Source organism: Chondromyces apiculatus DSM 436, assembly GCF_000601485.1.
Lineage (GTDB): Bacteria > Myxococcota_A > Polyangia > Polyangiales > Polyangiaceae > Chondromyces > Chondromyces apiculatus.
In genome coordinates, this window is sequence record NZ_ASRX01000049.1 from 1 (window position 1) to 24,350 (window position 24,350).

At 70.6% G+C, this 24,350-nt stretch carries 19 protein-coding genes; 15 read left to right on the plus strand and 4 right to left on the minus strand.

The window, feature by feature from the left end; translation table 11 throughout:
• Window positions 1–533 precede the first annotated feature (533 nt).
• The 14 genes from CAP_RS27245 to CAP_RS27310 all read left to right on the plus strand — a co-directional run bounded on the left by CAP_RS27245 (window position 534) and on the right by CAP_RS27310 (window position 16,408).
• On the plus strand, window positions 534–1,349 hold the full coding sequence (locus CAP_RS27245) for a hypothetical protein (protein ID WP_044246353.1): 816 nt from the start codon (window positions 534–536) through the stop codon (window positions 1,347–1,349).
• 17 nt (window positions 1,350–1,366) lie between these two features.
• Window positions 1,367–1,876, plus strand: coding sequence for a protein-tyrosine phosphatase family protein (locus CAP_RS27250; protein WP_044246441.1), 510 nt, complete (start codon window positions 1,367–1,369; stop codon window positions 1,874–1,876).
• A complete protein-coding gene (locus CAP_RS27255) occupies window positions 1,873–3,774 on the plus strand; it encodes a hypothetical protein (protein ID WP_044246357.1) in 1,902 nt (633 codons plus the stop codon). The genes CAP_RS27250 and CAP_RS27255 overlap by 4 nt, the downstream gene beginning before the upstream one ends.
• Window positions 3,775–4,393: 619 nt before the next feature.
• Entirely contained in the window at window positions 4,394–5,521 is a 1,128-nt protein-coding gene (locus tag CAP_RS27260; protein WP_044246360.1) for an NAD-dependent epimerase/dehydratase family protein, read from the plus strand.
• Window positions 5,518–6,600, plus strand: a complete 1,083-nt coding sequence (locus CAP_RS27265) for an NAD-dependent epimerase/dehydratase family protein (protein WP_156041182.1) — start codon at window positions 5,518–5,520, stop codon at window positions 6,598–6,600. The genes CAP_RS27260 and CAP_RS27265 overlap by 4 nt, the downstream gene beginning before the upstream one ends.
• Complete coding sequence (locus CAP_RS27270) at window positions 6,597–8,003, plus strand: TIGR04295 family B12-binding domain-containing radical SAM protein (RefSeq protein WP_044246363.1); 1,407 nt, start codon at window positions 6,597–6,599, stop codon at window positions 8,001–8,003. Before CAP_RS27265 ends, CAP_RS27270 begins: the two co-directional genes overlap by 4 nt.
• Window positions 7,996–9,267 (plus strand): glycosyltransferase family 4 protein, encoded by a 1,272-nt coding sequence (locus CAP_RS27275; RefSeq protein WP_081865305.1) that lies wholly within the window; start codon window positions 7,996–7,998, stop codon window positions 9,265–9,267. Before CAP_RS27270 ends, CAP_RS27275 begins: the two co-directional genes overlap by 8 nt.
• Window positions 9,255–10,391 (plus strand): CgeB family protein, encoded by a 1,137-nt coding sequence (locus CAP_RS27280; protein ID WP_044246366.1) that lies wholly within the window; start codon window positions 9,255–9,257, stop codon window positions 10,389–10,391. The genes CAP_RS27275 and CAP_RS27280 overlap by 13 nt, the downstream gene beginning before the upstream one ends.
• The gene (locus tag CAP_RS27285) at window positions 10,388–11,503 is read left to right on the plus strand and encodes a CgeB family protein (RefSeq protein ID WP_044246369.1); all 1,116 of its coding nucleotides are present in this window, start codon (window positions 10,388–10,390) and stop codon (window positions 11,501–11,503) included. The genes CAP_RS27280 and CAP_RS27285 overlap by 4 nt, the downstream gene beginning before the upstream one ends.
• Entirely contained in the window at window positions 11,500–12,699 is a 1,200-nt protein-coding gene (locus CAP_RS27290; RefSeq protein ID WP_044246372.1) for a CgeB family protein, read from the plus strand. Before CAP_RS27285 ends, CAP_RS27290 begins: the two co-directional genes overlap by 4 nt.
• Before the next feature lie 4 nt (window positions 12,700–12,703).
• Window positions 12,704–13,684: a UDP-glucuronic acid decarboxylase family protein gene (locus tag CAP_RS27295; protein ID WP_044246375.1), complete on the plus strand. Its 981-nt coding sequence runs from the start codon at window positions 12,704–12,706 to the stop codon at window positions 13,682–13,684.
• Window positions 13,681–14,730, plus strand: a complete 1,050-nt coding sequence (locus CAP_RS45625; RefSeq protein WP_052376042.1) for a DUF4202 family protein — start codon at window positions 13,681–13,683, stop codon at window positions 14,728–14,730. The genes CAP_RS27295 and CAP_RS45625 overlap by 4 nt, the downstream gene beginning before the upstream one ends.
• Window positions 14,727–15,521: a TIGR04290 family methyltransferase gene (locus CAP_RS27305; protein WP_052376044.1), complete on the plus strand. Its 795-nt coding sequence runs from the start codon at window positions 14,727–14,729 to the stop codon at window positions 15,519–15,521. Before CAP_RS45625 ends, CAP_RS27305 begins: the two co-directional genes overlap by 4 nt.
• On the plus strand, window positions 15,518–16,408 hold the full coding sequence (locus CAP_RS27310) for a glycosyl hydrolase (RefSeq protein WP_044246378.1): 891 nt from the start codon (window positions 15,518–15,520) through the stop codon (window positions 16,406–16,408). Before CAP_RS27305 ends, CAP_RS27310 begins: the two co-directional genes overlap by 4 nt.
• A gap of 18 nt (window positions 16,409–16,426) precedes the next feature.
• Here CAP_RS27310 and CAP_RS27315 read toward each other — a convergent pair whose 3' ends face one another.
• From CAP_RS27315 to asnB, 4 genes are all read right to left on the minus strand, one after another.
• On the minus strand, window positions 16,427–18,010 hold the full coding sequence (locus CAP_RS27315; protein WP_052376046.1) for an Hsp70 family protein: 1,584 nt from the start codon (window positions 18,008–18,010) through the stop codon (window positions 16,427–16,429).
• Window positions 18,011–18,100: 90 nt separating this feature from the next.
• Window positions 18,101–18,850, minus strand: coding sequence for a DNRLRE domain-containing protein (locus tag CAP_RS27320; protein WP_044246384.1), 750 nt, complete (start codon window positions 18,848–18,850; stop codon window positions 18,101–18,103).
• A gap of 314 nt (window positions 18,851–19,164) precedes the next feature.
• Window positions 19,165–20,976, minus strand: a complete 1,812-nt coding sequence (locus CAP_RS27325) for an acyclic terpene utilization AtuA family protein (protein WP_044246387.1) — start codon at window positions 20,974–20,976, stop codon at window positions 19,165–19,167.
• A gap of 35 nt (window positions 20,977–21,011) precedes the next feature.
• Window positions 21,012–22,988 carry an asparagine synthase (glutamine-hydrolyzing) gene (gene asnB / locus CAP_RS27330; protein ID WP_052376048.1) on the minus strand — a complete coding sequence of 659 codons (1,977 nt, stop codon included), beginning with the start codon at window positions 22,986–22,988 and terminating at the stop codon, window positions 21,012–21,014.
• A 54-nt stretch (window positions 22,989–23,042) separates the two neighbouring features.
• On the opposite strand from asnB, the gene CAP_RS45630 reads away from it, so the two are divergent.
• Window positions 23,043–24,314 carry an MFS transporter gene (locus tag CAP_RS45630; RefSeq protein ID WP_197041375.1) on the plus strand — a complete coding sequence of 424 codons (1,272 nt, stop codon included), beginning with the start codon at window positions 23,043–23,045 and terminating at the stop codon, window positions 24,312–24,314.
• Window positions 24,315–24,350 lie beyond the last annotated feature (36 nt).

A 24,350-nucleotide genomic window follows, 5' to 3' on the forward strand; every position in this document is an offset into this window, starting at 1 on the left:
GAGCCACACGGGTCCCTTCCAGGCCGAGGGCGTTCCGGGGTCCTCGGGGAGGCATTCACCTTCTTCACAGGGTGCAGGCGGAGGGTCCGAGGGCCAGGTGCCCAGGTCGCCCTTCTTGCAGGAGACGACCTCGCTCAGGCCGAGGGTCACAAGGAGTGCAAGCGCTCTTTGTGCGCTTCGCATTGGCAAATCTCCTTTCATGGGGTGAATGCATTCACCGAGCCCATGGCTGCCCTCCCAGCAGCGTATGGCCACAGTGCGTGCAACACCCTGGATCGCTTCTGGCTAGCATGGCCTGCGCGGGCGAGGCGCCGCTTTTCACGACGCTCAGGTTCGCCGTACCCGCTTTGTGCGTATTGCACAGGTTTTGCCATGAATGCGACGACATCTGCGCATCGTTTCGCATCGACCGGGCACCCCTCGGTTCTTGTGCTGGCCTGCGAGACCTGCCCGGGGCGCGTCTCCGGACCTCACGGGGTCAGCATCGTGCTGAAGGCCGTTCGGTCGGGCTGCGGCAGGTAGCATGGCCGGTCATGCGCCTTCGCGTCACCGCTCTGACCGGCGTCTTCCTGGGGGGTGTGACGGCGTGCAGCCCGGCGATGGCGCCGCGTACGGGGGACCTGGCGCCGGAGGGGCGGTTCGCGCTGAACGCTGCGGTGGCGGCGTGGTCGTTCGGGACCGGCACGGTAGGGGCGCCGGAAGGAAGGCCGCCGGAGGAGAGGCCGCGGGAGTCGACCGGGGGGATGGAGCTGCCCGGGGATGGGTCGACGTTCGATACGGTCGTGGCGGTGGCAGGGATGTGGGACTTCGGCGTGCGGTACGGGCTCCTGTCGTGGGTCGAGGTGGGGGCGTCGGTGGGGTTCCAGCGGCTCGGGGGGGAGCTGCGGTTCGGGGTGCTCGACGAGGACCGGGGGGACCCGCTGTCGGTGGCGCTGTCGGGGGGTGGGTACTACAGCGCGGTGGGGCGGGGGCCGTGGGGGCGCGCAGGGGTGGACATGAGCCTGAGGCTGGGGTCGGTGGCGCCGCTGCTGGACGTGTACGTGAGCCACGGGGCGAGCACGCACAGCGCCCTCGTGGACCTGCCAGGAGACGAGGATTGCCCGGAGGAGGCGCCATTCATGGCGTGCGGGGAGCTGCGGAGCACGCGGTGGAACGAGACGCGGCTGTCGGCGGCGCTGGGCGCGGGGTTCAGCACGGGGAAGGATGTGGCGATCACGGTGGGGGTGGTGCCGCACGTGATCCTGGGGCACGCCGCCATGGAGGGAGAGCGGCTGAGCAGGTCGGAAGACGTGATCCACGAGGCAGGGTTGCACCTGGTGGTGGGGTTGCAGACCCCCGGCTGGGATTGAGCATGGTGGGGAGGCGCATGGTGGAGCTGAATCTGTCCTGGATCACGTCCGAGCTTGCTGTGGGAGGGAGCTTCCCGGAGTCGCTGGCAGAGGCGCTGGCCCGGGAGCACGGGGTGCGGGCCGTGGTGGATCTGCGCGCGGAGGAGCGGGACGACGAGGCGCTGCTGGTGCAGCACGGGATGACGTTCCTGCACTTGCCCACGGCCGATCATGGCGCCATCGGGCTGCCGATGCTCGAGGACGGGGTGGGGTTCGTGAACCGCCACCTCGACCGGGGAGAGAAGGTGCTGATCCATTGCGCGTGGGGAATCGGGAGGTCGGCGACGCTGGCGCTCTGCGTGCTGGTGAGCCGGGGGATGGCGCCGCTCGCAGCGCTGGAGCTGGCGAAGTCGCGGCGGTCGCACGTGTCGCCGAGCCCGGCGCAGTTCGCGTGCTGGTCCGCCTGGATGCGCGCGAATGGTCACGGGGAGGCGGTGCCGCACTTCGATGCGTTCAAGGCGATCGCCTACCGGCACCTGCTCGGATGATCGTCTACGGGGACGCGGCGCGCTCGGAGCTGCCGGGAGTCGTGCTCGACCGGATCGGGGAGACACTCTCGGAGGTGGCGGAGATGCCAGGGGGCATCGCGCGGCACGGGGCGCTGGTGTCGGCCTTCATCGAGGCAGGGATGCTGCTGCAAGGGGTGGCAGACCTGGAGGCCACAGGGCGCGGGGAGGATGCGCGCTCGCCAGCCCAGGATGGGCTGATGGCATTGCTCGTGGCGCTGGCCAGGGGGGTGATGCGGTCGTGGGAAGGGGGATTCGGGCGCGGGGGACGCGGGGAGGCGGAGGAAGGGCGCGGGGGGACGGAGGGAGGGCTGCCGGAGGTCGAGAGCCTGCGCGCGCTCCTGCCGGAGGGGAGGGTCACGCTGAAGCTGCCGGAGGGGTATGCCTACTATGCGGTGTATCCCGAGGGCTATGCCGAGGCGGCGAAGGGGATGGTCGTGGAGGCGCCAGTCCGGGTGATCGGGATCCGCAGCATCGGGACAGGGCTCGCGGCCATGGTGGCCGCAGCGCTGGGGGCGCCGCTGCCGGTCACGGTGCGGCCCGGGGGGCATCCGTTCCGGCGTGAGCTGAGGGTGGCGGAGGCGCTCTCGGAGGCGCTCACATCCGAGGCGGGGACGGCGGAGGCGGGGACGGCGGAGGCGGGGACGGCGGAGGCGGGGACGGCGGAGGCGGGGACGGCAAAGGGGGGCGGGACGTTCGCGGTGGTGGACGAGGGGCCCGGGCTCTCGGGTAGCTCGTTCGGTGCGGTGGCGGATCACCTGGAGGCACGCGGGGTGGCGCGGGGGCGGGTGGTGTTCTTTCCGAGCCACGACAACCCGCTGGGGCCGGAGGCGCGGGAGGAGCACCGGGAGCGCTGGGAGGCGGCAGAGCGGCGGTTCGTGGGGTTCGAGGCGCTGGTGCGGGCGGCGCGGGAGCCGTGGAAGCGCCTGGAGGGGTGGGTGGAAGACCTCACGGGAGAGGCGACCGCGCCCCTGCAGGATGTGGCAGGGGGACGGTGGCGCGCAGAGCGCTACGGATCGGTGGCGGCGTGGCCGGCGGCGCACCTGGCGCAGGAGCGGCGGAAGTACCTGCTCCGGTCGGCACAGGGGGTGTTTCTGCTCAAGTTCGCGGGGCTCGGGCCGGAGGGTGCGCGCAAGCTCGGGCTGCTCAGGCGGCTCCACGAGGCGGGGCTGACGCCAGAGCCGCTGGGGCTCCGGCACGGGTTCCTGGTGGAGCGCTGGGTCGGCGAGGCGCGGGCGCTCGACACGCGCGACACCGCCGCCCACGGCCAGGAGAAGCTCCTGGAGGCGGTGGGGCGGTATCTGGGCTTCCGGAGCCGGCAGCTCGCGGCGACGGAGGAAGAGGGGGCGTCGTGCAGGTCGCTGCTGGAGATGGCCGTGCACAACACGCGCCTCGCGCTGGGGGAAGAGGCGGCAGCGGCGGTCGAGAGGTGGGAGGGGCGGGTGGAGGCGCTCGCGAGGCAGGTGCGCCGGGTGGTCACGGACAACCGGATGCATGCCGCCGAGTGGCTCGTGCTGGGTGACGGGCGCCTGCTCAAGGCCGATGCGGTCGACCACCATGCGAGCCACGACCTGGTCGGGTGCCAGAGCATCGCCTGGGATATCGCGGGAGCGACGGTGGAGCTCGGTCTGGGCACCGCCGAGGAAGCAGAAGCGCTGCGGGAGTCCGTCGAAAAGCACGCGGGACATGCCGTGGGAGCCTCGCTGGTGAGCTTCAACCGGGTCTGCTACCTGGCCTTCCAGATCGGATACGCCACGATGGCGGCGCAGGCGCTCGGCTGGGACCAGGAAGAGCAGAGGCGCTTCCGGGTGATGTGCACTGATTACCAGCACAAGCTGCTCCGCGAGATCTCCTCAGGTGTGTCGCAGCACGCAGGGTGAGTGCCTCCGGGCATCGTGGAGCATTCCAGCGTGTGCTCAGGATTTGCTGCCTCAAGCGACGCAATAGGGGAAATCGAAGGCCTTGCGGCTCGATGCTGCTTATTGCTGCGGGATTTTCGCGTCGAATGCGCGTGACCTCCGTCATTGCCAGGTGCTACGCCTCGGGGCCGCAGTGACGAGTAATGCTCCTGCGCGGCACGCGTCATTTCGCATTGTCGATGGGGTAGCAGCAGTTCTCCTGGTCGGCTCCTGACCCTGCAAGGTCACCGAACAGAGAGCCTGGGCCCGAGAGAGTTGCTGGATCGGCCAGCAAGTCTCGAAGGACCTCTGAAGATTCAGGGAAAGTCCTACTCAAACCTCACTGATAAAGGTCAGGACTTTTCCCCACTAGGAACTACTGCCAGGGGGAGAGATAAAAGGTGCTGTTCGATCAATTCTGATAGGGGAGTTCTCTCGGACGCATCCGACCTGAGCTGAACATCTCCTGAGCAGTCTTCGCTGCAAGTGCCTGCGAAGTGGCCGCGCTCCGCGCGAACGGGGTCTTTTGCGGCCTGCGAAGCAGGAGCGGTCATTCGCGCATGAGAGTCGTCACGAGATCGGTCAGCCGAGGGGTCGGTGCATGAAAAAGCGTGTTCTCATCACGGGTGGCGCGGGGTTCATTGGCTCTCACCTCGCCGACGAGCTCCTCGCCCACGGCCACGAGGTGCGCGTGCTCGACAACCTCTCGCCGCAGGTGCATGGGCCTGGGCAGGTGCGGCCGGCATACCTGAGCACCGCGGTGGAGCTGCAGGTAGGGGACGTGCGGAGCACGGAAGATGTGCGCCGCGCGCTGGAGGGCATTGACGTGGTCTTCCACTTCGCGGCGATGGTGGGGGTCGGCCAGAGTATGTACGAGGTGGAAGCCTACACCTCGGTCAATACCCTGGGGACGGCGGTGCTGCTGCAGGCGCTGCTCAAGAAGTCTGTGGAGCGGCTGGTGGTGGCCTCCAGCATGAGCGTCTACGGGGAGGGGTTCTACCGGGGGCGCGACGGCCGCGCGCGACCAGGGCGTGAGCGATCCTTGCAGCAGCTCAGCGCCGGGGACTGGGAGGTGAGAGACGAGGAGGGGGAGGTGCTCTCGCCCCAGCCGACGCCGGAGTGGAAGGCGCCCGAGAATCCCTCGATTTACGCGCTCTCGAAGTACGACCAGGAGCGGATGTGTCTCCTCATCGGGAAGGCGTACCGGCTCCCGACGGTGGCGCTCCGGTTCTTCAATGCCTACGGGACGCGCCAGGCGCTCTCGAACCCCTACACGGGGGTGCTGGCGATCTTCGCCTCGCGCCTGCTCCACGGCAGGTCGCCGCTGATCTTCGAGGACGGGGAGCAGATGCGCGATTTCGTGAGCGTTCACGACGTGGCGCGGGCCTGCCGGCTGTCGATGGAGTCGGAGGCGGCGGCAGGGCAGGTGCTCAACGTGGGGAGCGGGGAGCCGATGCGGGTGCGAGACGTGGCGCAGCGAATGGCGCAGGCCATGGGCAAGCCGGAGGTCGCGCCGACGATCACCGGGAAGTACCGGGTGGGCGACGTGCGGCACTGCTACCCGGACATCGGGCTCGCGCGGCGGGTGCTGGGGTACGAGCCGCGGGTCACCTTCGAGGGGGGGCTCTCGGAGCTGACGGCGTGGCTGCGGGAGCAAGCGGCGGCGCTGCCCGTGGATCGGGTGGTGGAGGCCCGGGCGGAGCTGGACGCGCGGGGGCTGACGCTATGAGCCTGGTGCACGAGAGGACGGGGCGTCCGGTGGTGATCACCGGGGGAGCAGGGTTCGTGGGGGCGAACCTGGCGGAGCGGCTGCTTCAGGGAGGGTCGGAGGTGCTGATCTTCGACAACCTGTCGCGGGCAGGGGTGGAGAAGAACCTCACCTGGCTCAAGGAGCGCCACGGCAGCCTGCTGCAGGTGGTGGTGGGCGACGTGCGGGACGGGCTCGCGGTGCGCGAGGTGGTCTCGGGGGCAGCGGCGGTGTTCCACCTGGCGGCGCAGGTGGCGGTGACGACGAGCCTCACCCACCCCATCGAGGACTTCGAGGTGAACGCGCGGGGGACGCTGAACGTGCTGGAGGCGGTGCGGCAGCAAGGGACGCCGCCGCCACTGGTGTTCACGTCGACGAACAAGGTCTACGGGGGGCTCGGCGACGTGATGCTGGAGAAGGTGGGGGCGCGGTACACCCCGGCGTCGAAGGAGGTGGCGGCGCACGGCATCGGCGAGGCGAGGCAGCTCGATTTCCACAGCCCCTACGGCTGCTCGAAGGGGGCCGCCGATCAGTACGTGCTCGATTACGCGCGCACGTACGGGGTGCCAGCGACGGTGTTCCGGATGAGCTGCATCTACGGGCCGCGGCAGTTCGGCACGGAGGACCAAGGATGGGTGGTGCACTTCCTCCTGCGCGCGGTCGCGGGGGCGCCCCTGACGCTCTACGGCGACGGGATGCAGGTGCGCGACATCCTGTTCGTGGAGGATCTGGTGGAGGCGTTCCTGGCGGCGCACCGGAACATCGGGCGGATCGCCGGAAGGGCGTTCAACATCGGCGGGGGAGTGGCGAACACGACGAGCCTGCTGGAGCTGCTCCGCGTGCTCGGGGAGCTGTGCGGGGTGCAGCCCACGGTGACGTTCAGCGGGTGGCGGCCCGGGGATCAGCGGTACTACGTGTCCGACGTGCGCGCCTTCGGTGACGCGGTGGGGTGGGCGCCGCAGGTGGGGGTGCGGGAGGGGCTGGAGCGGCTCTACCGGTGGGTGCTCGCGATGCAGGACCGGGGACAGGCGAGGCCGGCGGCGACGGTGAGCGCGCCATGAAGGTCGCGCTGGTGAACCCGAGCTGGTCGTTCGACGGCAGCATCTACTTCGGCTGCCGGGAGCCCCACCTGCCGCTGGAGTACGGCTACACGGCGGCGCTGCTCCGCGCGCAGGGGCACACGGTGCACCTGGTGGACGGGCAGCTCCGGGGGCTGTCGCCGGAGGCCTTGCGCGACGAGGTGGCGGCGTTCGGGCCGGACATGACGGTGGTCACCACGGCGCCGAGCTACCTGTTCTGGCGGTGTGCGCCGCCCGAGCTGCGCGTGCCGCAGCGGGTGGCGCACGACCTGCGGCCGCTGACGGACATCCTGGTCGCGGTGGGGCCGCACGCCTCGACGACGCCACGGGCGACGCTGCGGAAGCTGGGGGCCGACGTGGCGGTGCTGGGGGAGTGCGAGGAGGTGGTGGCGGCGCTCGCGGGGACGCCCCGGAGCGGGTGGGAGGGCGTGGGGTCCATCGCGTACCGGGCGGGGGCCTCGGGGGACGGTGGAGGCGCGGGGAAAGGGCCGGGGATGGGGGCAGGGCCGGGGATGGGGGCAGGGCCAGGGGGTGAGGTGCGGGTGCAGGGGAAGCCTCATGCGGCCGACATGAAGGCGCTGCCAGCCCTGACCTGGGATCGGGAGATGCTCACGAGGCACACGCACCACCACCACCGGTTCGAGGCGGCGCCGGAGGGGCCGGGGGCCGAGGTGGAGGCGTCGCGCGGGTGCCCGTACGCCTGCACGTTCTGCGCGAAGGACAACTTCCGCGACGGGTTCCGGTCGCGGCCGCTGGAGGTGGTGCTCGACGAGATCGACGGGCTCATCGCGCAAGGGGTCACCTATGTCTACTTCGTCGACGAGATCTTCATGCCCAACCGACCGCTCCTGGAGGCGCTGGTCGAGCGCGACGTGCAGTTCGGGGTGCAGATGCGCATCGATCTGTGGCGCCCGGAGATGCTGGATCTGCTCGGAGAGGCAGGGTGCGTGTCGATCGAGGCCGGTGTGGAGAGCATCACGCCCGAGGGGCGCTCGCTGCTCGCGAAGCGGTGCCGGATGTCGACGCAGGAGCTGAGCGAACGGCTCATCCACGCGAAGCAAAGGGTGCCGTTCGTGCAGGCCAACCTGCTCGACGCAACGACGGACGATCCGGCCGAGGTCCGGGCCTGGCGGGATCACCTGCGCGCCCACGGGGTGTGGGCGAACGATCCGGTGCCCATGTTCCTGTACCCGGGGTCTCCGGGGTACACGCTGCAGTGGGGCGCGCCAGACGACAGGGCGTGGGAGCGGGCGCTCGACCACTATCTCGCCCGTCACGGGCGAATGAGCGAGATTCAGGACGGCCATCCGCTGCCGCTCTCGGCGCTGGAGGCGCCGATGGAGATGCCGCGGGAGACCTCGCAGGAGGCGCAGCGGCATGCATAGTCACCCGCGCCGAGGGCTGTCGGTCCTGATGACCGCCGATACGGTGGGCGGCGTCTGGACCTATGCGCTGGAGCTTTCGCGCTGCCTGTCGGAGCACAGGGTGCTGGTCTCTCTGGCGACCATGGGGGCCCCGCCGAGCGAGGCGCAGCGGCGGGAGGCGCAGGCGGTCGGGGGGCTGTCGTTGCTGGAGAGCACGTTCCGGCTGGAGTGGATGGACGATCCCTGGGAGGACGTGGCACGCGCAGGCGACTGGCTGCTGGGACTGGAGCGGGCGCTCTCGCCGGACGTGGTGCACCTGAACGGTTACTGCCACGGCGCGCTGCCGTGGCGGGCTCCGACGCTGATGGTGGGGCATTCGTGTGTGCTGTCCTGGTGGGAGGCGGTGAAGGGGGAGCCGGCGCCGGCGCGCTACGACCGCTACCGCGAGGAGGTGCGCCGGGGAATCGGAGCGGCGAGCCGCCTGGTGGCGCCAACGTGGGCCATGCTCCGGGCGCTCACGCAGCACTACGGTGAGCACCCCGAGGGGCGGGTCATCCCCAACGGACGTGAGCCGGCAGGCTCCGGGTGGGGGCAGCGGCGCAGGGCAGAGAGCACCGGGCTGAAGGGCGCCTGGCTGGGAAGCACTCGGGGGGAGGCCCACGGGCTGGAGGCGAAGGAAGACCTCGTCGTCTGCGCAACCCGGGTGTGGGACGAGGCCAAGAACGTGGGGGCGCTGGCGAAGGCGGCCCAGGGGCTCTCGTGGAAGGTGTTCGTTGCGGGCGACGCGGGCGACGCGGGCGACGCGGGCAGTGAGCGGCGGCGGGGGCTGGAGGGCGTCACGCTGCTCGGGCGGCTGGAGCGGGAGGAGGTGCTCCGGTGGCTGGGCCGGGCGGCAATCTTCGCGCTACCGGCACGCTACGAGCCGTTCGGGCTCTCGGCGCTCGAAGCGGCGGGCGCTGGCTGCGCGCTGGTGCTCGGCGACATTCCGAGCCTGCGCGAGATCTGGGGAAACGCTGCGGTATTCGTGCCGCCGGACGCGCCGGAGCAGTTGCGCGAGGCCATCGAGGCGCTCATCCAGGATCCCACCCGCCGACAGGAACTCGGCGCGCGCGCGCAGAGCCGGAGCCTCCGCTTCGGCGGGGGTCAGATGGGCCGCCATTACGTCACGACGTACGCGGATCTCGCGGAAAGCCGCGTCGCCGCCCTGCGCGAGAGCGACGGCGGGCAGCAGGGATCGTGGGGCCAGGACATCGAGCAGAGGGATTCCAGACCATGCGCTTCGTGATCTTCTGCCACTCGCTGCGGAGCGACTGGAATCATGGCAACGCGCACTTCCTGCGGGGTGTGCTGGTGGAACTCGCGGCGCGCGGGCATGAGGTGCGGCTCTTCGAGCCGGAGAACGGGTGGAGCGCCACGAACCTGGCGCAGGACCACGGGGAGGCCGCGCTCGACGCTTACCGCGTGGCGTACCCGGGCCTGCGCCCGGTCTGCTACGACCTCGCCTCGCTGAGGCTCGACGAGGCGCTGCGCGGGGCGGACGTGGTGCTCGTGCACGAGTGGAGCACGCCCGAGCTGGTGGCGGCGATCGGGAGGCACAGGGCGCGGGGCGGGCGGTACGTGCTGCTGTTCCATGACACGCACCACCGGGCGGTGACCGACCGCGCTGCGATGGAGGCGTTCGACCTGTCGGGCTACGACGGGGTGCTCGCGTTCGGCGAGGTGCTGCGGCGGCTCTACCTCGCGCGCGGGTGGGCGAAGCGCGCGTTCACCTGGCACGAGGCTGCCGACACTCGGGTCTTCAGGCCCTGGCGAGGGCAGACCATCGAGGGAGACCTGGTCTGGATCGGCAACTGGGGGGACGAGGAGCGCTCGGCAGAGCTGCACGAGTTCCTCATCGAGCCGGTGAAGGCGCTGGGGCTGGAGGCGCGGGTCTACGGGGTGCGTTATCCGGAGCACGCGCTCGCCGCGCTGGCGGACGCCGGCATCACCTACGGCGGCTACCTGCCGAACTTCGAGGTGCCGGAGGCCTTCGCCAGGTTCCGAGTCACCGTGCACGTCCCGCGGCGGGCCTATGCGTCGCTCTTGCCGGGGATCCCTACCATCCGTCCCTTCGAGGCGCTCGCGTGCGGGATCACCCTGATCAGCACGCCGTGGAGCGACGCGGAGGGGCTGTTCACGCCGGGGAGGGACTACCTGGTCGCGGAGAACGGGCGGGTGATGACACGGATGCTCCGGCAGGTGCTCGACAACCCGGCGCTGGGGGCGGCGATCGCGGCGCACGGCCTCGACACCATCGCGGAGCGCCACACGTGCGGCCACCGCGTGGACGAGCTGCTCCGCATCTGCCGTGAGCTGACGATCGCGAGGAGCGAGGGCGTCGCCGGAGCCGGAGAAGGAGCCCGTTCGTGAGACCCTACCTGAACATCGCATTCTTCGGATCGAGCCTGGTGTCCGCCTACTGGAACGGCGCGGCAACCTACTACCGCGGCATCATCCGCGCGCTGCACGGGCGCGGACACGCGGTGACGTTCTACGAGCCCGATGCGTACGATCGGCAGAAGCACCGGGACATCGAAGACCCCCCCTGGGCGCGGGTGCGGGTATACCCGACGGGCTCGGAAGACGGGGTGATGCGCGCCCTCGACGAGGCTAGGGGGGCAGACCTCATCGTCAAGGCGAGCGGGGTGGGGGTGGGCGATGCGCTGCTCGAAGCCGCAGTGCTCGACATGCGCTCTCCCCACGCGCGGGTGGCGTTCTGGGATGTCGATGCGCCGGCCACCCTGGATCGGGTACAGCACGATCCCACCGACCCGTTCCGGGCGCTGATCCCTCGGTACGACTTCATCTTCACGTACGGCGGGGGAGCGCCCGTGGTCTCGGCCTACCGCGCGCTCGGGGCCCGGGTGTGCGCGCCCATCTACAACGCGCTCGACCCCGCCACCCACCACCCTGTGCCCCGGGACCTGCGGTTCGGGGGCGCTCTCTCGTTCCTCGGCAACCGGCTCCCCGACCGGGAGGCGCGCGTGGAGGAGTTCTTCCTGCGCCCCGCCGCAGCGATGGGAGACAGGCGCTTCGTGCTGGGAGGGAGCGGGTGGCAGGACAAGGCCCTGCCGCCGAGCGTCACCTACGCCGGGCACGTCTACACGCGGGATCACAACGCCTTCAACTGCTCTCCGCGCGCCGTGCTCAACATCAGCCGCGAGAGCATGGCCAGGTACGGGTTCTCCCCGGCCACGCGCGTGTTCGAGGCAGCCGGCGCAGGTGCCTGCCTGATCACCGACGCCTGGGAGGGCATCGCGCAGTTCCTCGAACCGGGCATCGAGGTCCTCGTCGCCCGGAATGGCGACGAGGTGGTGGAGCACGTGTGCGCACTCTCCGCCGACGCGGCAGCGCGCATAGGGCGGGCGGCGCGACGGCGGGTGCTCGTCGAGCACACCTACGAGCACCGCGCCGAGGAGCTGGAGCGCATCCTGGACGTGCCGCGCCACGAGGCCCACACGGTGACCATGGAGGCGCCATGAGCCTCGACGTCGTGTTCCTCGGCCTGTCGATCACGTCGTCCTGGGGCAACGGTCACGCGACCACCTACCGAGGGCTCGCCCGCGAGCTGGCGCGGCGCGGGCACCGGGTGCTGTTCCTGGAGCGCGACGTGCCCTGGTACCGCGACAACCGCGACCTGCCGGCCCCGCCGTACTGCACCACCGAGCTGTACGGAAGCCTGGAGGAGCTGTTCGATCGGTTCGTGGGGGTGGTGCGGCAGGCAGACCTCACCATCGTGGGCTCGTACGTGCCCGAGGGCTGCGAAGTCGGCAACTGGGCGCTCCGGATGGCGCGAGGGCTGGTGGCCTTTTACGACATCGACACGCCGGTCACGCTGAGGAGCCTGGAGGCCGGGACATGCGCCTACCTCTCGGCCTCGCTGCTGAAGCGGTACGACCTGTACCTCTCGTTCACGGGGGGTCCGCTCCTCCATCACATCGAGCAGCAGTACGGGGTGCCGCGGGCCAGGCCGCTGTATTGCTCGGCCGATCCATCACTCTACTACCCGGAGGGTCCGGACACGCCGCCCGCGCCGTCCGCGCCGTCCGCCGCGCGCGGCGGAGACACCGCGAGCGCCACCCCTCAGCCAGAGGCCGCGGCGGCGTGGACCATGGGCTACCTCGGGACCTACAGCGACGACCGGCAGCCCGTCCTCGACAGGTTGCTGCTCACGCCGGCGCGCCGCCGCCCGGAGCAGCGGTTCATGGTCGCGGGCCCGCAGTACCCCGCCCACATCGCGTGGCCCCCGAACGTGTCGCGGGTCGAGCATGTGCCGCCCTCGGAGCACCGGGGGATCTACTGCAGCCAGCGCTTCGCGCTGAACGTCACCCGGAGCGACATGGTGGCCGCGGGCTTCTCGCCCAGCGTGCGCCTCTTCGAGGCAGCGGCGTGCGGGACGCCCATCATCAGCGACCCCTGGGTCGGGCTCGACACGTTCTTCGAGCCTGACACGGAGATCCTCGTCGCGCGGACCTCGGAAGACGTGCTGCGAATCCTCGACGGGATGCCCGAGGAGCAGCGGCGGGAGATCGGGGCGCGGGCCAGGGTGCGCGTGCTCGAAGAACACACGGCGGCGCACCGCGCTGCGACCCTGGAAGGCTATGCGCGGGAGCTCACCGGCTCGCGCGTCCTCTCGAACACAGACGCACGCGACCAGCGCTGGCTCGGAGGGGAGTAGGGACATGGAGACGCGGCAAATCATCGTGACGGGCGGCGCAGGGTTCGTGGGCTCGCACCTGTGCGAGCGGCTGCTCCGGGAGGGTCATGAGGTCCTGGCGCTCGACAACTTCGCCACGGGCTCCCCGAAGAACGTGGCCCACCTGCTCAAGGACACGCGCTTCAAGCTGGAGGTCCACGACGTCATCTGGCCCTTCACCGTCGCGGCGAGCCGGATCTACAACCTCGCCTGCCCGGCGAGCCCGCCGCACTACCAGCGCGATCCGGTGCAGACCACGCTGACCAGCGTCATGGGGGTGCTGAACGGCTTGCTCCTCGCCCGGAGGCAAGGGGCGCGCTTCCTGCAGGCCTCGACGAGCGAGGTGTACGGCGACCCGGAGGTGCACCCGCAGCCGGAGGACTACCGGGGCGCCGTCAACCCGGTGGGCGTCCGCGCCTGCTACGACGAGGGGAAGCGCTGCGCCGAGTCCCTGACCATGGACTTCCACCGGGTGCACGCGGTCGAGGTGCGCCTCGCCCGGATCTTCAACACCTACGGCCCGCGGATGGCGTTCGACGACGGTCGGGTGGTGTCGAACTTCATCATCCAGGCGCTGCGCGGCGAGGACCTCACCATCTACGGGGACGGCTCGCAGACGCGGAGCTTCTGCTACGTCGACGATCTGGTGGACGGCCTCGTGCGGCTCATGGAGCACCCCGAGGAGCGGGGGCCCGTGAACCTCGGCAACCCGGGGGAATTCACGGTGCTCCAGCTCGCCGAGGAGGTCCTCTCGCTCACGGGGAGCGGGAGCCGCATCGTGAACAAGCCACTGCCCGAGGACGACCCGAAGCAGCGTAAGCCTGTCATCGAGCACGCCAAGCGCGTGCTCGGCTTCAGCCCGCGTGTCCCGCTGCGCGAGGGCTTGGCCCGGACCATCGCCGACTTCCGCGCGCGGCTGGAGGGCACCCCCCGCAAGAACTCCGCCGAACTCCTGGTGAGCCAGTGATCGCGCGGGTAATCATCGCGACCGGCGCAGGGGCACCGGCGCATCTCGCACGTGAGCTGAGCGGGATGCTCGCGCGCGTGTTGCCAGGAGTGCCGATCCTGCCCGAGGAACGTGAGGGGGGGCTGCCCCGAGGACACGCGCAGGAGGGGCGCCTGCACGGGGCATTCGTGCAGGACGACGCGCTGCCGAGCAGCTCGCTGTCGACGGCGGCGTGGCAGCGGCGCGACGCCGACCTGCCGACCTTCGACGCCGGCATCGACGCAGCGGCGGAGCGTGGCGCTTTCGCGCTCCGGGTCGAGGTGGAGGGGGATGGAGACGCGGCGAGCGCATCCGCCGAGATCCTGACGCGCTACCAGCGCTTCGCGCGACGCACCAACGCTGCCTCTGCGACCCGGCTCTTCGCGCGCACGCTGGAGAAGCACCGCGCCCTCTACGACCTGCACAAGCCGCTCGTGAAGGCGGACTTCGATCACGCCATCGATGCCTGGCAGTGGCTGCTCCGCCTCGAACCGGAAGCCTCGGCAGCCGTGCAGCTCGCCGCGCTCTTCCACGATATCGAGCGCCTGGACACCGAGGCCGACGTGCGGATCGAGCACCAGGCCGCCAGTTACCAGGCCTTCAAGGACGCGCACGCAGCCACGGGGGCGCGGCTGGCGCGGGCCCTGCTCCACCACCTCGGCTGGGACGCCGCCACGAGCGATCGCGTGGCCGCGCTGATCGCCCACCATGAGCGGCCCGATGACGACCCCGCGCTCGCGCTGCTCAACGACGCCGACGCGCTCTCGTTCTTTTCCCTGAATAGCTGGGGCTTCCTGAATTACTACGGTCTTGAGCACACGGAGCGGAAGGTCGCGTACACGCTGCGCAGGATGACGCCCGCCGCGCGGAGGCGGCTCCACCCCGTGCGCTACCACCCCGTCGTCGAGCGCCTCTTGCGCGAGGCGCTCGCCGAGGCGCTCACCAGAGACACGCTCACGCGAGAGCTGCCCACGCCAGACAAGACGGAGCCTCCCGCGCGGAGCACGCCTACCGAGGAGCACGTATGAACGAGGGTTCCACGCCGGGTCACGACCTCACGCCGGACCAGATCCACGACAGGGTCGTCGCGCTGGGCGCCTGGTTTCACAACATCGACCTGCGGGGCATCAAGACCGCCCCGAACCATTTCCTCGGCGATTACCCCAGCCAGAAATGGCGCCACTTCGCCCACGCCATACCCCTGGACCTGCGCGGCAAATCGGTGCTCGACGTGGGCTGCAATGGTGGCTTCTATTCGCTCGAACTGAAGGCGCGCGGCGCCGAGCGGGTGCTGGGGATCGATGCGGACGACGGCTACCTGGCCCAGGCGAGGTTCGCGGCCCAGGTGCTCGGCAGGGACATCGAGTTCCGCAACCTCTCGGTGTACGAGGTGGGGTCCCTCCGTGAGCGGTTCGACATCGTGCTGTTCATGGGGGTCCTCTATCACCTGCGGCACCCGCTCCTGGCCCTGGACCTGCTCCACGAGCACGTGGTGAACGACACCCTGTTCTTCCAGAGCATGCTGCGGGGAGACCCGGCCATGGAGGCTGTCGCCGAGGATTACCCCTTCTCGGACATGACGCCCTTTGCGCGGGCAGCATTCCCGAAGTTGTTCTTCATCGAGCAGCGGTACTCGGGCGACCCCACCAACTGGTGGATACCGAATGCCGCGTGCGCCGCGGGAATGCTCCGAAGCGCGGGCTTCGACATCCTCGACCAGCCGGAGGCCGAGGTCTTCGTCTGCAAGCGACGCGCGCTGACGCCGGAAGAACGCGCGGAGCGCGCGCTGGGCACTGCGAACCGAGGGAGGGGCACATGATCGAAGCGGTGATGCTATGGAACGAGCCGAACAACAGATCGCACTGGGACTTCGAGATCGACCCTGAATGGCGGACCTACGCGGCCATGGTTCGCCTGGCAGGCGACGCGGTGAAGTCCGAGAACGCGCGCCTGCCCCGGGTCCTCGGGGGGATCTCGCCGATCGATCCGCGCTTCATCGGCAACATGCGGGACCAGGGCGCGCTGGAGCACGTCGACGTGGTCGCGGTGCACGGCTTCCCGCTCGACTGGAACCACTGGCAGATCCACGAGTGGCCCGACAAGCTCGCCGACATCCAGGCCGTCACCTCGAAGCCCGTCTGGGTGACCGAGGTCGGCGTCTCCACGTTCGGCGCCGAGGAGGTGCAGGAGTTCGGCCTGCGCCGGAGCGCCGAGCTGCTCACCGGGCGCGTGGACCGGATCCACTGGTACAGCCTCTACGACCTGCCGCGCGCCTGGCCCGCGACCACGCGCCACCGCGAGGCCGAGGGCTCGTCGTACTACCGGCACTTCTACATGGGGCTGATCAAGGAGGACGGCGCCCCCAAGCGCGCGCTCCGGCATTTCGGTGAATTCACGCCCGCGCTCGGCATCTGCCAGTGGTTCCACTTCGAGGACCACCGCCTGGCCAGCGCGGTGGGGTGGCTGCGCGAGCTGGGCGTGAAGCACCTGCGCACGGGTCTGAGCTGGGCCGACAGCTTCCGCCCCGGCGCCGAGGCGTGGTTCGACCGGCAGATGAAGGCCCTCGAAGGCTTCGAGGTGACGCTGACCTACTGCTTCACGCCCGAGCACCGCGGCGTGAGCCCGTACCACACGAGCCCGCCCCAGCAGATCGAGGAGTTCGCGGAGTTCTGCGCGACGATGACCCGGAGGTACGCGCCCGGCTGAGGGAAGGCGTCCAGAGCTTCAGGCGGCGGTGGCGGCGGCGCCGACGTCGTAGGCGCGCTGGTATCCCGCTTCGAGGTCCGTGATGGTCAGCCTGACCAGCCCGTGGCGGGTGATGGCGTACTCCTCCTGGATGAGCGGTCCCTCGCCCGGGAGGCGTGTCACGGGGATGTCCGAGAGCTTCCCGTCGAGGTGACGGACCCCACGATCGAAGGGGAAATACACCGCATCGAACGCGGTGATGTCCCCGAGAGGAACCCCGCGCGGGTCGAGGTCGCCGCACTCCACGAAGCGGTAGCGGCCGACGTTGTGGGCCGCGCGGTAGACGCGGCGGTGCACGGTGGCCGGATCGTGGCGCCCGGGGACGCGGGCGTCGCGCCCGAAGATGGGATCGAAGACCACGTCACGGCCGCTGTCGCTCTCGCGAAAGACGCCGAAGTGGCGGGAGAGGCGGTCCGAAAGCTCGAAGCCAGCCTCGTCGTCCACGGCGATGGCGAGGCCGATGGCCACCGCCGCCGAGGGATAGGGCGAGCGGTGCACGCGGCGCCCGAACACCTCGCGGAGGACGCGGCCCACGACGGGCAGAGAGCTCGCGCCGCCCACCACGTAGATGCCGGCCAGCTCGGTCATGGCGTCGTCGGTGCGGCTCTTCGCCTCCAGGTGCGCCATGACGGGCTGCATGGCCTCGATGCTGCGCTGCACGAGCGGCATGCAGCGGTCGTAGTAATCGGCGACGGAGGCGGTGACTTCCGGGGCCGGGGCGAGGTCGCCGAGGCAGCTCTCCAGATCGATGACGATGCGGCGAGAGCTGGGGTTCAGGCGCTCCTTGGCCTCGCGGCACTGGTCGATGAGCAGCGACAGCGCGCGCGGAGGCAGGCCGCCCCGGGTGAGCCCGACCTGCTCCAGGACCAGATGAACGAGCGCAGCGTCGAAGTCGTCGCCGCCGAGCAGGGAAGAGCCAGCGGTGGTGATCGCCTCGTGGCGGCGCCCGCTGATGTGCACGAGGGAGGCGTCGAAGGTGCCACCGCCGAGGTCATAGACGACGATGTGCTCACGCCGCGAGGAGAGCGTGTTGTGGTAACGGTGGCTGTACTCGAAGCCGGCCGCCGAGGGCTCGTTGAGCAGCGCGGTGACCTCGAAGCCGGCCCGATGGAAGGCATCCAGCGTGATGAAGCGCTGGGCCCCGTGCGCGTTGGCGGGCGTGGCGACCACGGAGACGAGCCGGTCGCCGGTGTCATCACCGCCGCCGCGCGCCGCCGGGCGGTTGGAGCGGGTGAGAATGGCTCTTCGCAGTGAGTCGAGGAAGCGCGCGATGAGCTCGACGCCGCTCAGGGTGGTGCTCCCGATCTCCACCTGGAAGTCGGGCGAGGTGCGGGGGCCGGCGAGGAGCCGCTTGAAGGAGCGCAGGACCGTCCACTCGGGGTCGGCCGCGGCCTCGATGGCCTCGAAGCCGAAGCGCAGCTCTCCCTTACGCTCAGCGATGACGGAGGGGTACCAGTCGACGGGGTTACCGGTCTCGTCCTGAAAGCTCAGGACGGGGTAGTTGCCCCGGTCGCTGCACGCGACGACGGTACGGGTGGTGCCAAAATCGATACCCAGACGCATGACGCGTCGAGCGTAGCCCGGCTCGTCGCGGAAGGCACGATTGTGGCGGATCCAGTGCCGGATGCGCAGTACCGCGAGGGCACGCAGCGCCTAGTGGGGAGGGAGCATGCCGCCGAAGTAGCACACGTGCAGGAACGGACGGCCTTCGGGGGCCTCGTGCTCGCTGCTCAGGAAGGTGTTCGGCCTCCCGAATGTGTCGAGCACGAAGCCGACGCTGTCCTCGCTGCGGCGCTCGACCCGGGAGACGAGGGCGTCGGTCACGTCGACCTTGTAGTGGTTCTCGCCCTTCTTCGTGACGAACCGCGCGAGAGAGGCCGGCTCGTAGGCCTCGTGGAAGCTCTGCCAGGTGACCTCGTGCTCCGACCACGGCGCCGTGATGCGGCGGATGTGGATGATGTTGATGACCTCGTTCCAGGACTGGGTGAGCCCGAGGTGGGCCTCGGTGATCCGGATGTTCGTGGGCAGGAGCGATAGATCGAAGCTCAGCAGCGCCAGCTTGCGCATGGTGGTCATACCGGTGCCGAGGGTGGGGATCCCCCCGGCGTTGTAGTCCGGCGAGCCGTGGTAGATGGTCGCATCATGCACCTCTCCGGCCGAACCACGCCGGATGGTGATGCACGTGGTGGGCTTGATGATGCGGTCCCCATCCTCGTCGTCGACCTCCGCGACGCCGCCGATGGCATCGTCGCTCTCCGACACCACGTCTACCACGCCATCGGCGCGGGGCTCCTCGCCGGGGATGGGCGCGCCTTCGGGATCGGCCTCCATGACGCACCCGCCGCCGGAGAGCGCGAGAGTGAGGCCCGTGATCGCGAGCGTTGCCGAGTACCGCTTGTCCATGGGTGAAATCTCCTCGGCGAGGGAACAGAGCCTTGAAGGGCGTCCTCGTCGTATGCCGGGAAGCTGTGGCAACCCGCAGACCAGAACACCCTGAGCAGGATCGGTGCGCGTCGTGGGCGGACCCGGCCGTGGTGTCGTCGTCGAAGCAGACCTGGAAATGCAGAGGATCCCCGCCGAAACATCGCCACAACGTCGCCAACACATTGCCGGACTGTTGCCAGAACGTTCGAGGCTCGTCGACGACGGGTCGCGCGGCACGAGGTCGCAGCGAGGTGACTCGGCGAGGTGGCGGGATGCGTGCCCCGCCGCGCGCGTCAGCGCGGCAGGAGCGCGGTGGGCACGTCGATGATGCAGGCGCGGAGGGCCTCGGAGAGCGTCTTCGCCTGTGGATCGAGCCGCGAGGAAGCGCCGACGCCGTCCCCGAGGATCCCGCGGATGACGAAGTTCAGGGCGAGGAGGTTGGGCAGCTCGTGCCTGTCCACGGGGTAGGCCGCGGTCTCGGGGAGGAGCTTCTGCAGCCGCTCGGTGGTGAGGAAGGTGCGGAGGAAAGCGTGCGCCTCGGGCGTGCGGGCCCAGACGCCGAGGTTCGCGTTGCCGGCCTTGTCGCCGGAGCGGGCCCCGAAGAGGCGCCCCAGGGGAACGCGCGCGGTGGGGCCCTCCGACACGGGCGGTGTCATTGACACGGGCGACGTCGCTGGCGCCGCGGGTGACGCCGTCGGTGCGGGCGCGGCCGAGGCCTCCGGAGCGGGCGGGGCGCGGGTGGGCGGCGGGGCGATCACCCGGGTCTCACCCCCGAGGATCAGGCGCTCCTCGACGTGGGCGCGATCGAGGAGGCAGGGCCAGAACGCGACGTCGGGCGTCGCATCGCCAGGAGGCGCGGTGAGGGTCAACCCGGGCACGGTGGCGAGCGCAAGCTCCACGGCCTTCCCTGCGAACTTGCGCCCTACGCGCTCGGGATCGGGGGACGCCGCGGTGATGCGCAGCTCCGCGAGTCCATCCTCCGCGCTCTCGGGGTTCTCCTGCGGCCTGCGGACGAAGCGCGCCTCGAAGCGCGTGAACGCCTCGCGCCCCCCCGTCGCGACGAGCAGCGCGCGTTCGAGGAGGGCGGCCTTGGCGTCGAGGTCCAGCCCCGCCAGCAAGAAGCCGATGGAGTGCCGGTAGCCGCGCGCGACGAGCACGCCGACCTTCAGGGTGGGCGGCGGCGGCTCGCCGCGGGCGCCGCGCACGAGCACCCGATCCGGTCCTTCCTGCGAAACCTCCAGCGCGTCGAAGTGAGCCGTCACGTCGGGGGTCAGGTAGCGGGGAGCGTCGATCTCGTAGAGGAGCTGCGCGGTGACGGTGCCGACCGAGACCAGGCCGCCGGTGCCTGGATGCTTGGTGATGATCGCCGAACCATCTTCGCGGATCTCGGCGAGCGGAAACCCCACGTGTTCGAGCCCGGGGACCTCCTCGAAGAAGGCGTAATTGCCGCCCGTCGCCTGCGCCCCGCACTCCAGGATGTGGCCCGCGGCGATGGCCCCGGCCAGCTTGTCCCACGCATCCCGCGGCCAGTCGAAGTGCGCCGCCGCCGGTCCCAGGACCAGGGCTGCATCGGCCACCCGGCCAGTGACCACGATGTCCGCCCCTCCCACGAGCGCCTCGCGGATACCCCACGCCCCCAGGTAGGCGTTGGCGGTGACGGGCATGCCGCCGGCCCTGGCGAGCGGGGTGCCGCGGTCGAGGTGCGTGAAGGCATTGCCTGCGCGCTGCAGCTCGTCGAGGCGCGGCGCGAGGTCATCCCCCTCGACCACGGCGACGCGGGGCGACAGGCCGAGCCGCGCAGCGAGCGCCTCGATGGCCGTGGCGAGCCCGCGGGGATTGAGGCCCCCGGCATTGGTGACGATCTTCACGCCCCGCTGCAACGACTCCCCGAGGATGCGCTCGAGCTGCTTGAGGAAGGTCGCGGCGTAGCCGGTCGCCGGATCCTTGAGGCGCGCCCGCAGAAGCAGGGCAAGGGTCAGCTCGGCCAGGTAATCGCCGGTGATGACGTGGACAGGGCCCCCGCGGAGGGCCTCGTCGAGCGCGGTGAACCGGTCGCCGTAGAAACCGCTGGTGTTCGCGATGATGAGGGGGTCTCGAACGGGCATGGGCAAGCATGCTACTCCGTCCCCGCCGCGAAGCGTCAAACGACGAGGCGCTCCAGGTCCGCGCGCTCGCTGCGCTCGGTGACGCCGTGCTGCTCGGCCCACAGGGCCACCGTGGCCAGCCAGAGCAGGCGCATGCCGGCGGTGGGCGCGGAGTAGCGCTGACCGCCCCGGAGCAGATCGTCGAGGGCCGCGCCGGCGTCCACGCCCGTGAGATCCTGGAGGCGCCTCCGGTGGGTGTGGAAGAGATCGCGGAGCGGGCTCTGCGCGCCGCGGATCCAGGCGTCGATGGGCAGGGCGAACCCACGCTTCCTGTGCCACGCAGGCCCGTTCGGAAGGACCCGCTCCAGGACGCGCCGGGTGATGCGCTTCCCGTGCCGCGGTCCGACGAGCGCCGAGACCGGGAGGGTGTCGGCGAAGCGGACCAGCGCATCGTCCAGGAGAGGGACGCGCACCTCCAGCGAGGCGGAGCTCGACGCGATGTCGACCTTGGTCAGCATCGCCCCCGGGAGCCGCTCCAGGCGGTCCGAGACGATCGCCGCCCGCAGGGCCGCGGCGAGCGCTTGTGCAGGCCCACGGCCCGAAGGGGTCCAGGCGGCGCGAGGCCCTGCAGCGCACGCCATCACGGCCTCGCTGAGGCGCTCGGTGGTGGCGAGTGCCCTGGCGCCCTCGCACCAGGCGAGGGTCGAGAGCAGGCTGCGGTGCGCCGGGAGAACATCCATCCCCACCAGCGCAGTGAGGCGGAGCGCGCGCCGGGTGTGCTCGTCGGAGGCCCCGCGGGTGAGCGCCTCCAGCGCCGCGCGGCCCAGCCGGTCGGCGAGAGCCCGGGGCATCGCGCGGCGGGCGAGGTCCGTCGCCGCCACCATGCGGTACGTCTCGTAGCCCCCGAAGACCTCGTCACCGCCGTCCCCGGAGAGCACCACCTTCACGTGCTCGCGGGCGGCGCGGCTCAGCGCCCGGACCCCGAGGGCGCTCGTCTCCGCGAAGGGCTCGTCGTAGAGGGCGGGCAGCTCCGCCAGATCCTCGAAGCGCAGCGCATCGAGGCGAATCTCGTGGTGGATGGTGTCCAGGCGCGACGCCGTCTCCCGCGCGACGGAGGACTCGTCGTCGGCCGCGCGCGCGACCCCGATGGAGAAGGTATGGAGCCGCGCGCCCGAGTGCCGGCGCATCAGCGCCACGAGGAGGGTGGAGTCGATACCGCCACTGAGGAAGGCGCCCACCGGCACGTCGGCGACCATCTGCCGCGAGACTGCCAGCGAGAGGGCACGCTCGGTGCGGTCGAGGAGGTCAGGCGCCGCGCGCACGGTGGCCGCCGGCGCCGCAGCCGCGGGCGCGATGGCGGCGAACCGACGCACCACCGGCGAAGGATCCGCGCGATCGAAGATCAGCGCGGCGCCCGGAGGCAGGCGATGGATCCCCTCGAACGCGGTGAGCGGCCAGGGCACGTGCATCCGCACCAGCCCGAGATCCAGCCCGGGACCAGACGCGACGCGCCGGACGTCAGGGTGGCGCAACAGCGCCTTGATCTCGGACGCGAGCAGGAGACCTCCCGGCACCTCGGTCCAGAACAGCGGCTTGATCCCAGCCCGATCCCGCGCCGCGAGGACGCGACCCCGCGCCCTGTCGACCAGCACGAACGCGAACATCCCTTCGAGCCGCTCCAGGATCGCGTCGCCCCACTGCGCGTACCCATGCACGATGACCTCGCCATCCCCGCGGGTCGTGAAGCGATGCCCGAGCGCCTGGAGCCGGGCCCGCAGCTCCTGGAAGTTGTAGATCTCCCCGTTGAAGATGCAGGCCACCTGCCCCGCCCCATCGTGGAGCGGCTGGCGTGCCCCCTCCACATCGAGGATGGCCAGACGCCGGAAGCCGAGCGCCGCCCACCCATCCACGATCTCTTCCGTCGCATCGTCGGGACCCCGGTGAGCCAGGGCATCGCGCATCGTGCGCAGGAGATCGCCGTGCTCGGCATCATGAAGGCCAGCCGGCCGGAGGATGGAGACGATTCCGCACATGCGGCGGGGAGGCTAGCACCGCGCCTCCGGCGACGCGGCGTGTATGCTCCGACGGTGGACCTCTCCCGCACCGTGCGCGGCCGGCTGATCCTGTTCGGTGTCCTGTACTTCGTGCAGGGCGTGCCCTGGGGGTTCATCTCGCTCCCTCTCTCGCTCTACCTGACGGCCAAGGGCATGGGCCCCGATCAGATCGGCAAGGTGCTGGCGCTCGCCTACCTCCCGTGGTCGTTCAAGCTGCTCATCGCGCCCCTCAGCGACGCCCTGAACCTGGGGCGGCTCGGGCGACGGCGGCCCTGGATCCTCGGCGCCGAGCTGGGCATGGGCCTGACGCTGCTCGGCCTCGCGGCCCTCGACCCGCAGGGCTCCATGTCCCTGTTCCTCAGCCTCATCTTCCTGCACAACCTGTTCGCCGCCGCGCAGGACGTTGGCGTCGACGCGCTCGCTGTCGACATCCTCGACGAGAAGGAGCGGGGTACCGCCAATGGCGTGATGTGGTCGATGAAGTACGCCGGGGTCGCGGTCGGCGGCGGCGGCTTCGCGATGATCGCCTCCCGCGTCGGATGGCGGGGCCTGTTCCTGATCATGGCGGCGATGATCTTCGCCGCCGCGCTGCTCCCCGCCCTGGTGCGGGAGCCCTCCCGACCGCCTGCAGACAACGTGGTCGTGGAGACTGCCCGGACCCTCCTCACCACGGCGCGCTCGTTCGCGCTGCGCGCCACCTTCTTCGGCCTGATCCTCTTCGTCCTCGCCCCTGCCGGCTCCAGCCTCCTCGGCGCCATGTCCTCGCCCTTCTACCGGCTCCGCCTCGGCTACTCCGAGGAGGAGATCGGCAAGCTCAGCGGCCTCTACGCCGCCGCGCTCAGCGCCGCCGGAGCCTTCGCGGGCGGCATCCTCTCGGACAAGCTGGGGCGCCGGCGCGCCGTCTTGCTCTTCACCCTGGTGACCGCGGCGCTCCACGTCGCGTTCAGCGTGCTCGAACCGCAGTGGGGCTCGCGCAACGTCGTCTACGGCCTGGCCCTGACCACCGCGTTCGCCGACGGCATGCTCCAGGCGACCTACCTCTCGCTCGCCATGGACCTCTCGAACCCCGCTGTCGGCGGGACCCAGTTCACCGCCTTCATGTCGCTCGCCAACGTGAGGAACACCTGGACCGCGTGGGTGGGAGGCCAGGCCGCCACGCGCCTCGCCGCCCCGGAGATGTTCATGCTCGCAGCCGCCTCCCTCATCGCCCCCCTGGTGCTGCTCCCGCTGGTGAACCCGGCGGAGGCGAAGGAGGCGTTCCGGAAGAAGGCGAAGGAGAAGGAGGGTGAGGCGCCCCCTCCCTGACGAGAGGGTGCTCGTCGCAGGTCAATGGCAGCGGAG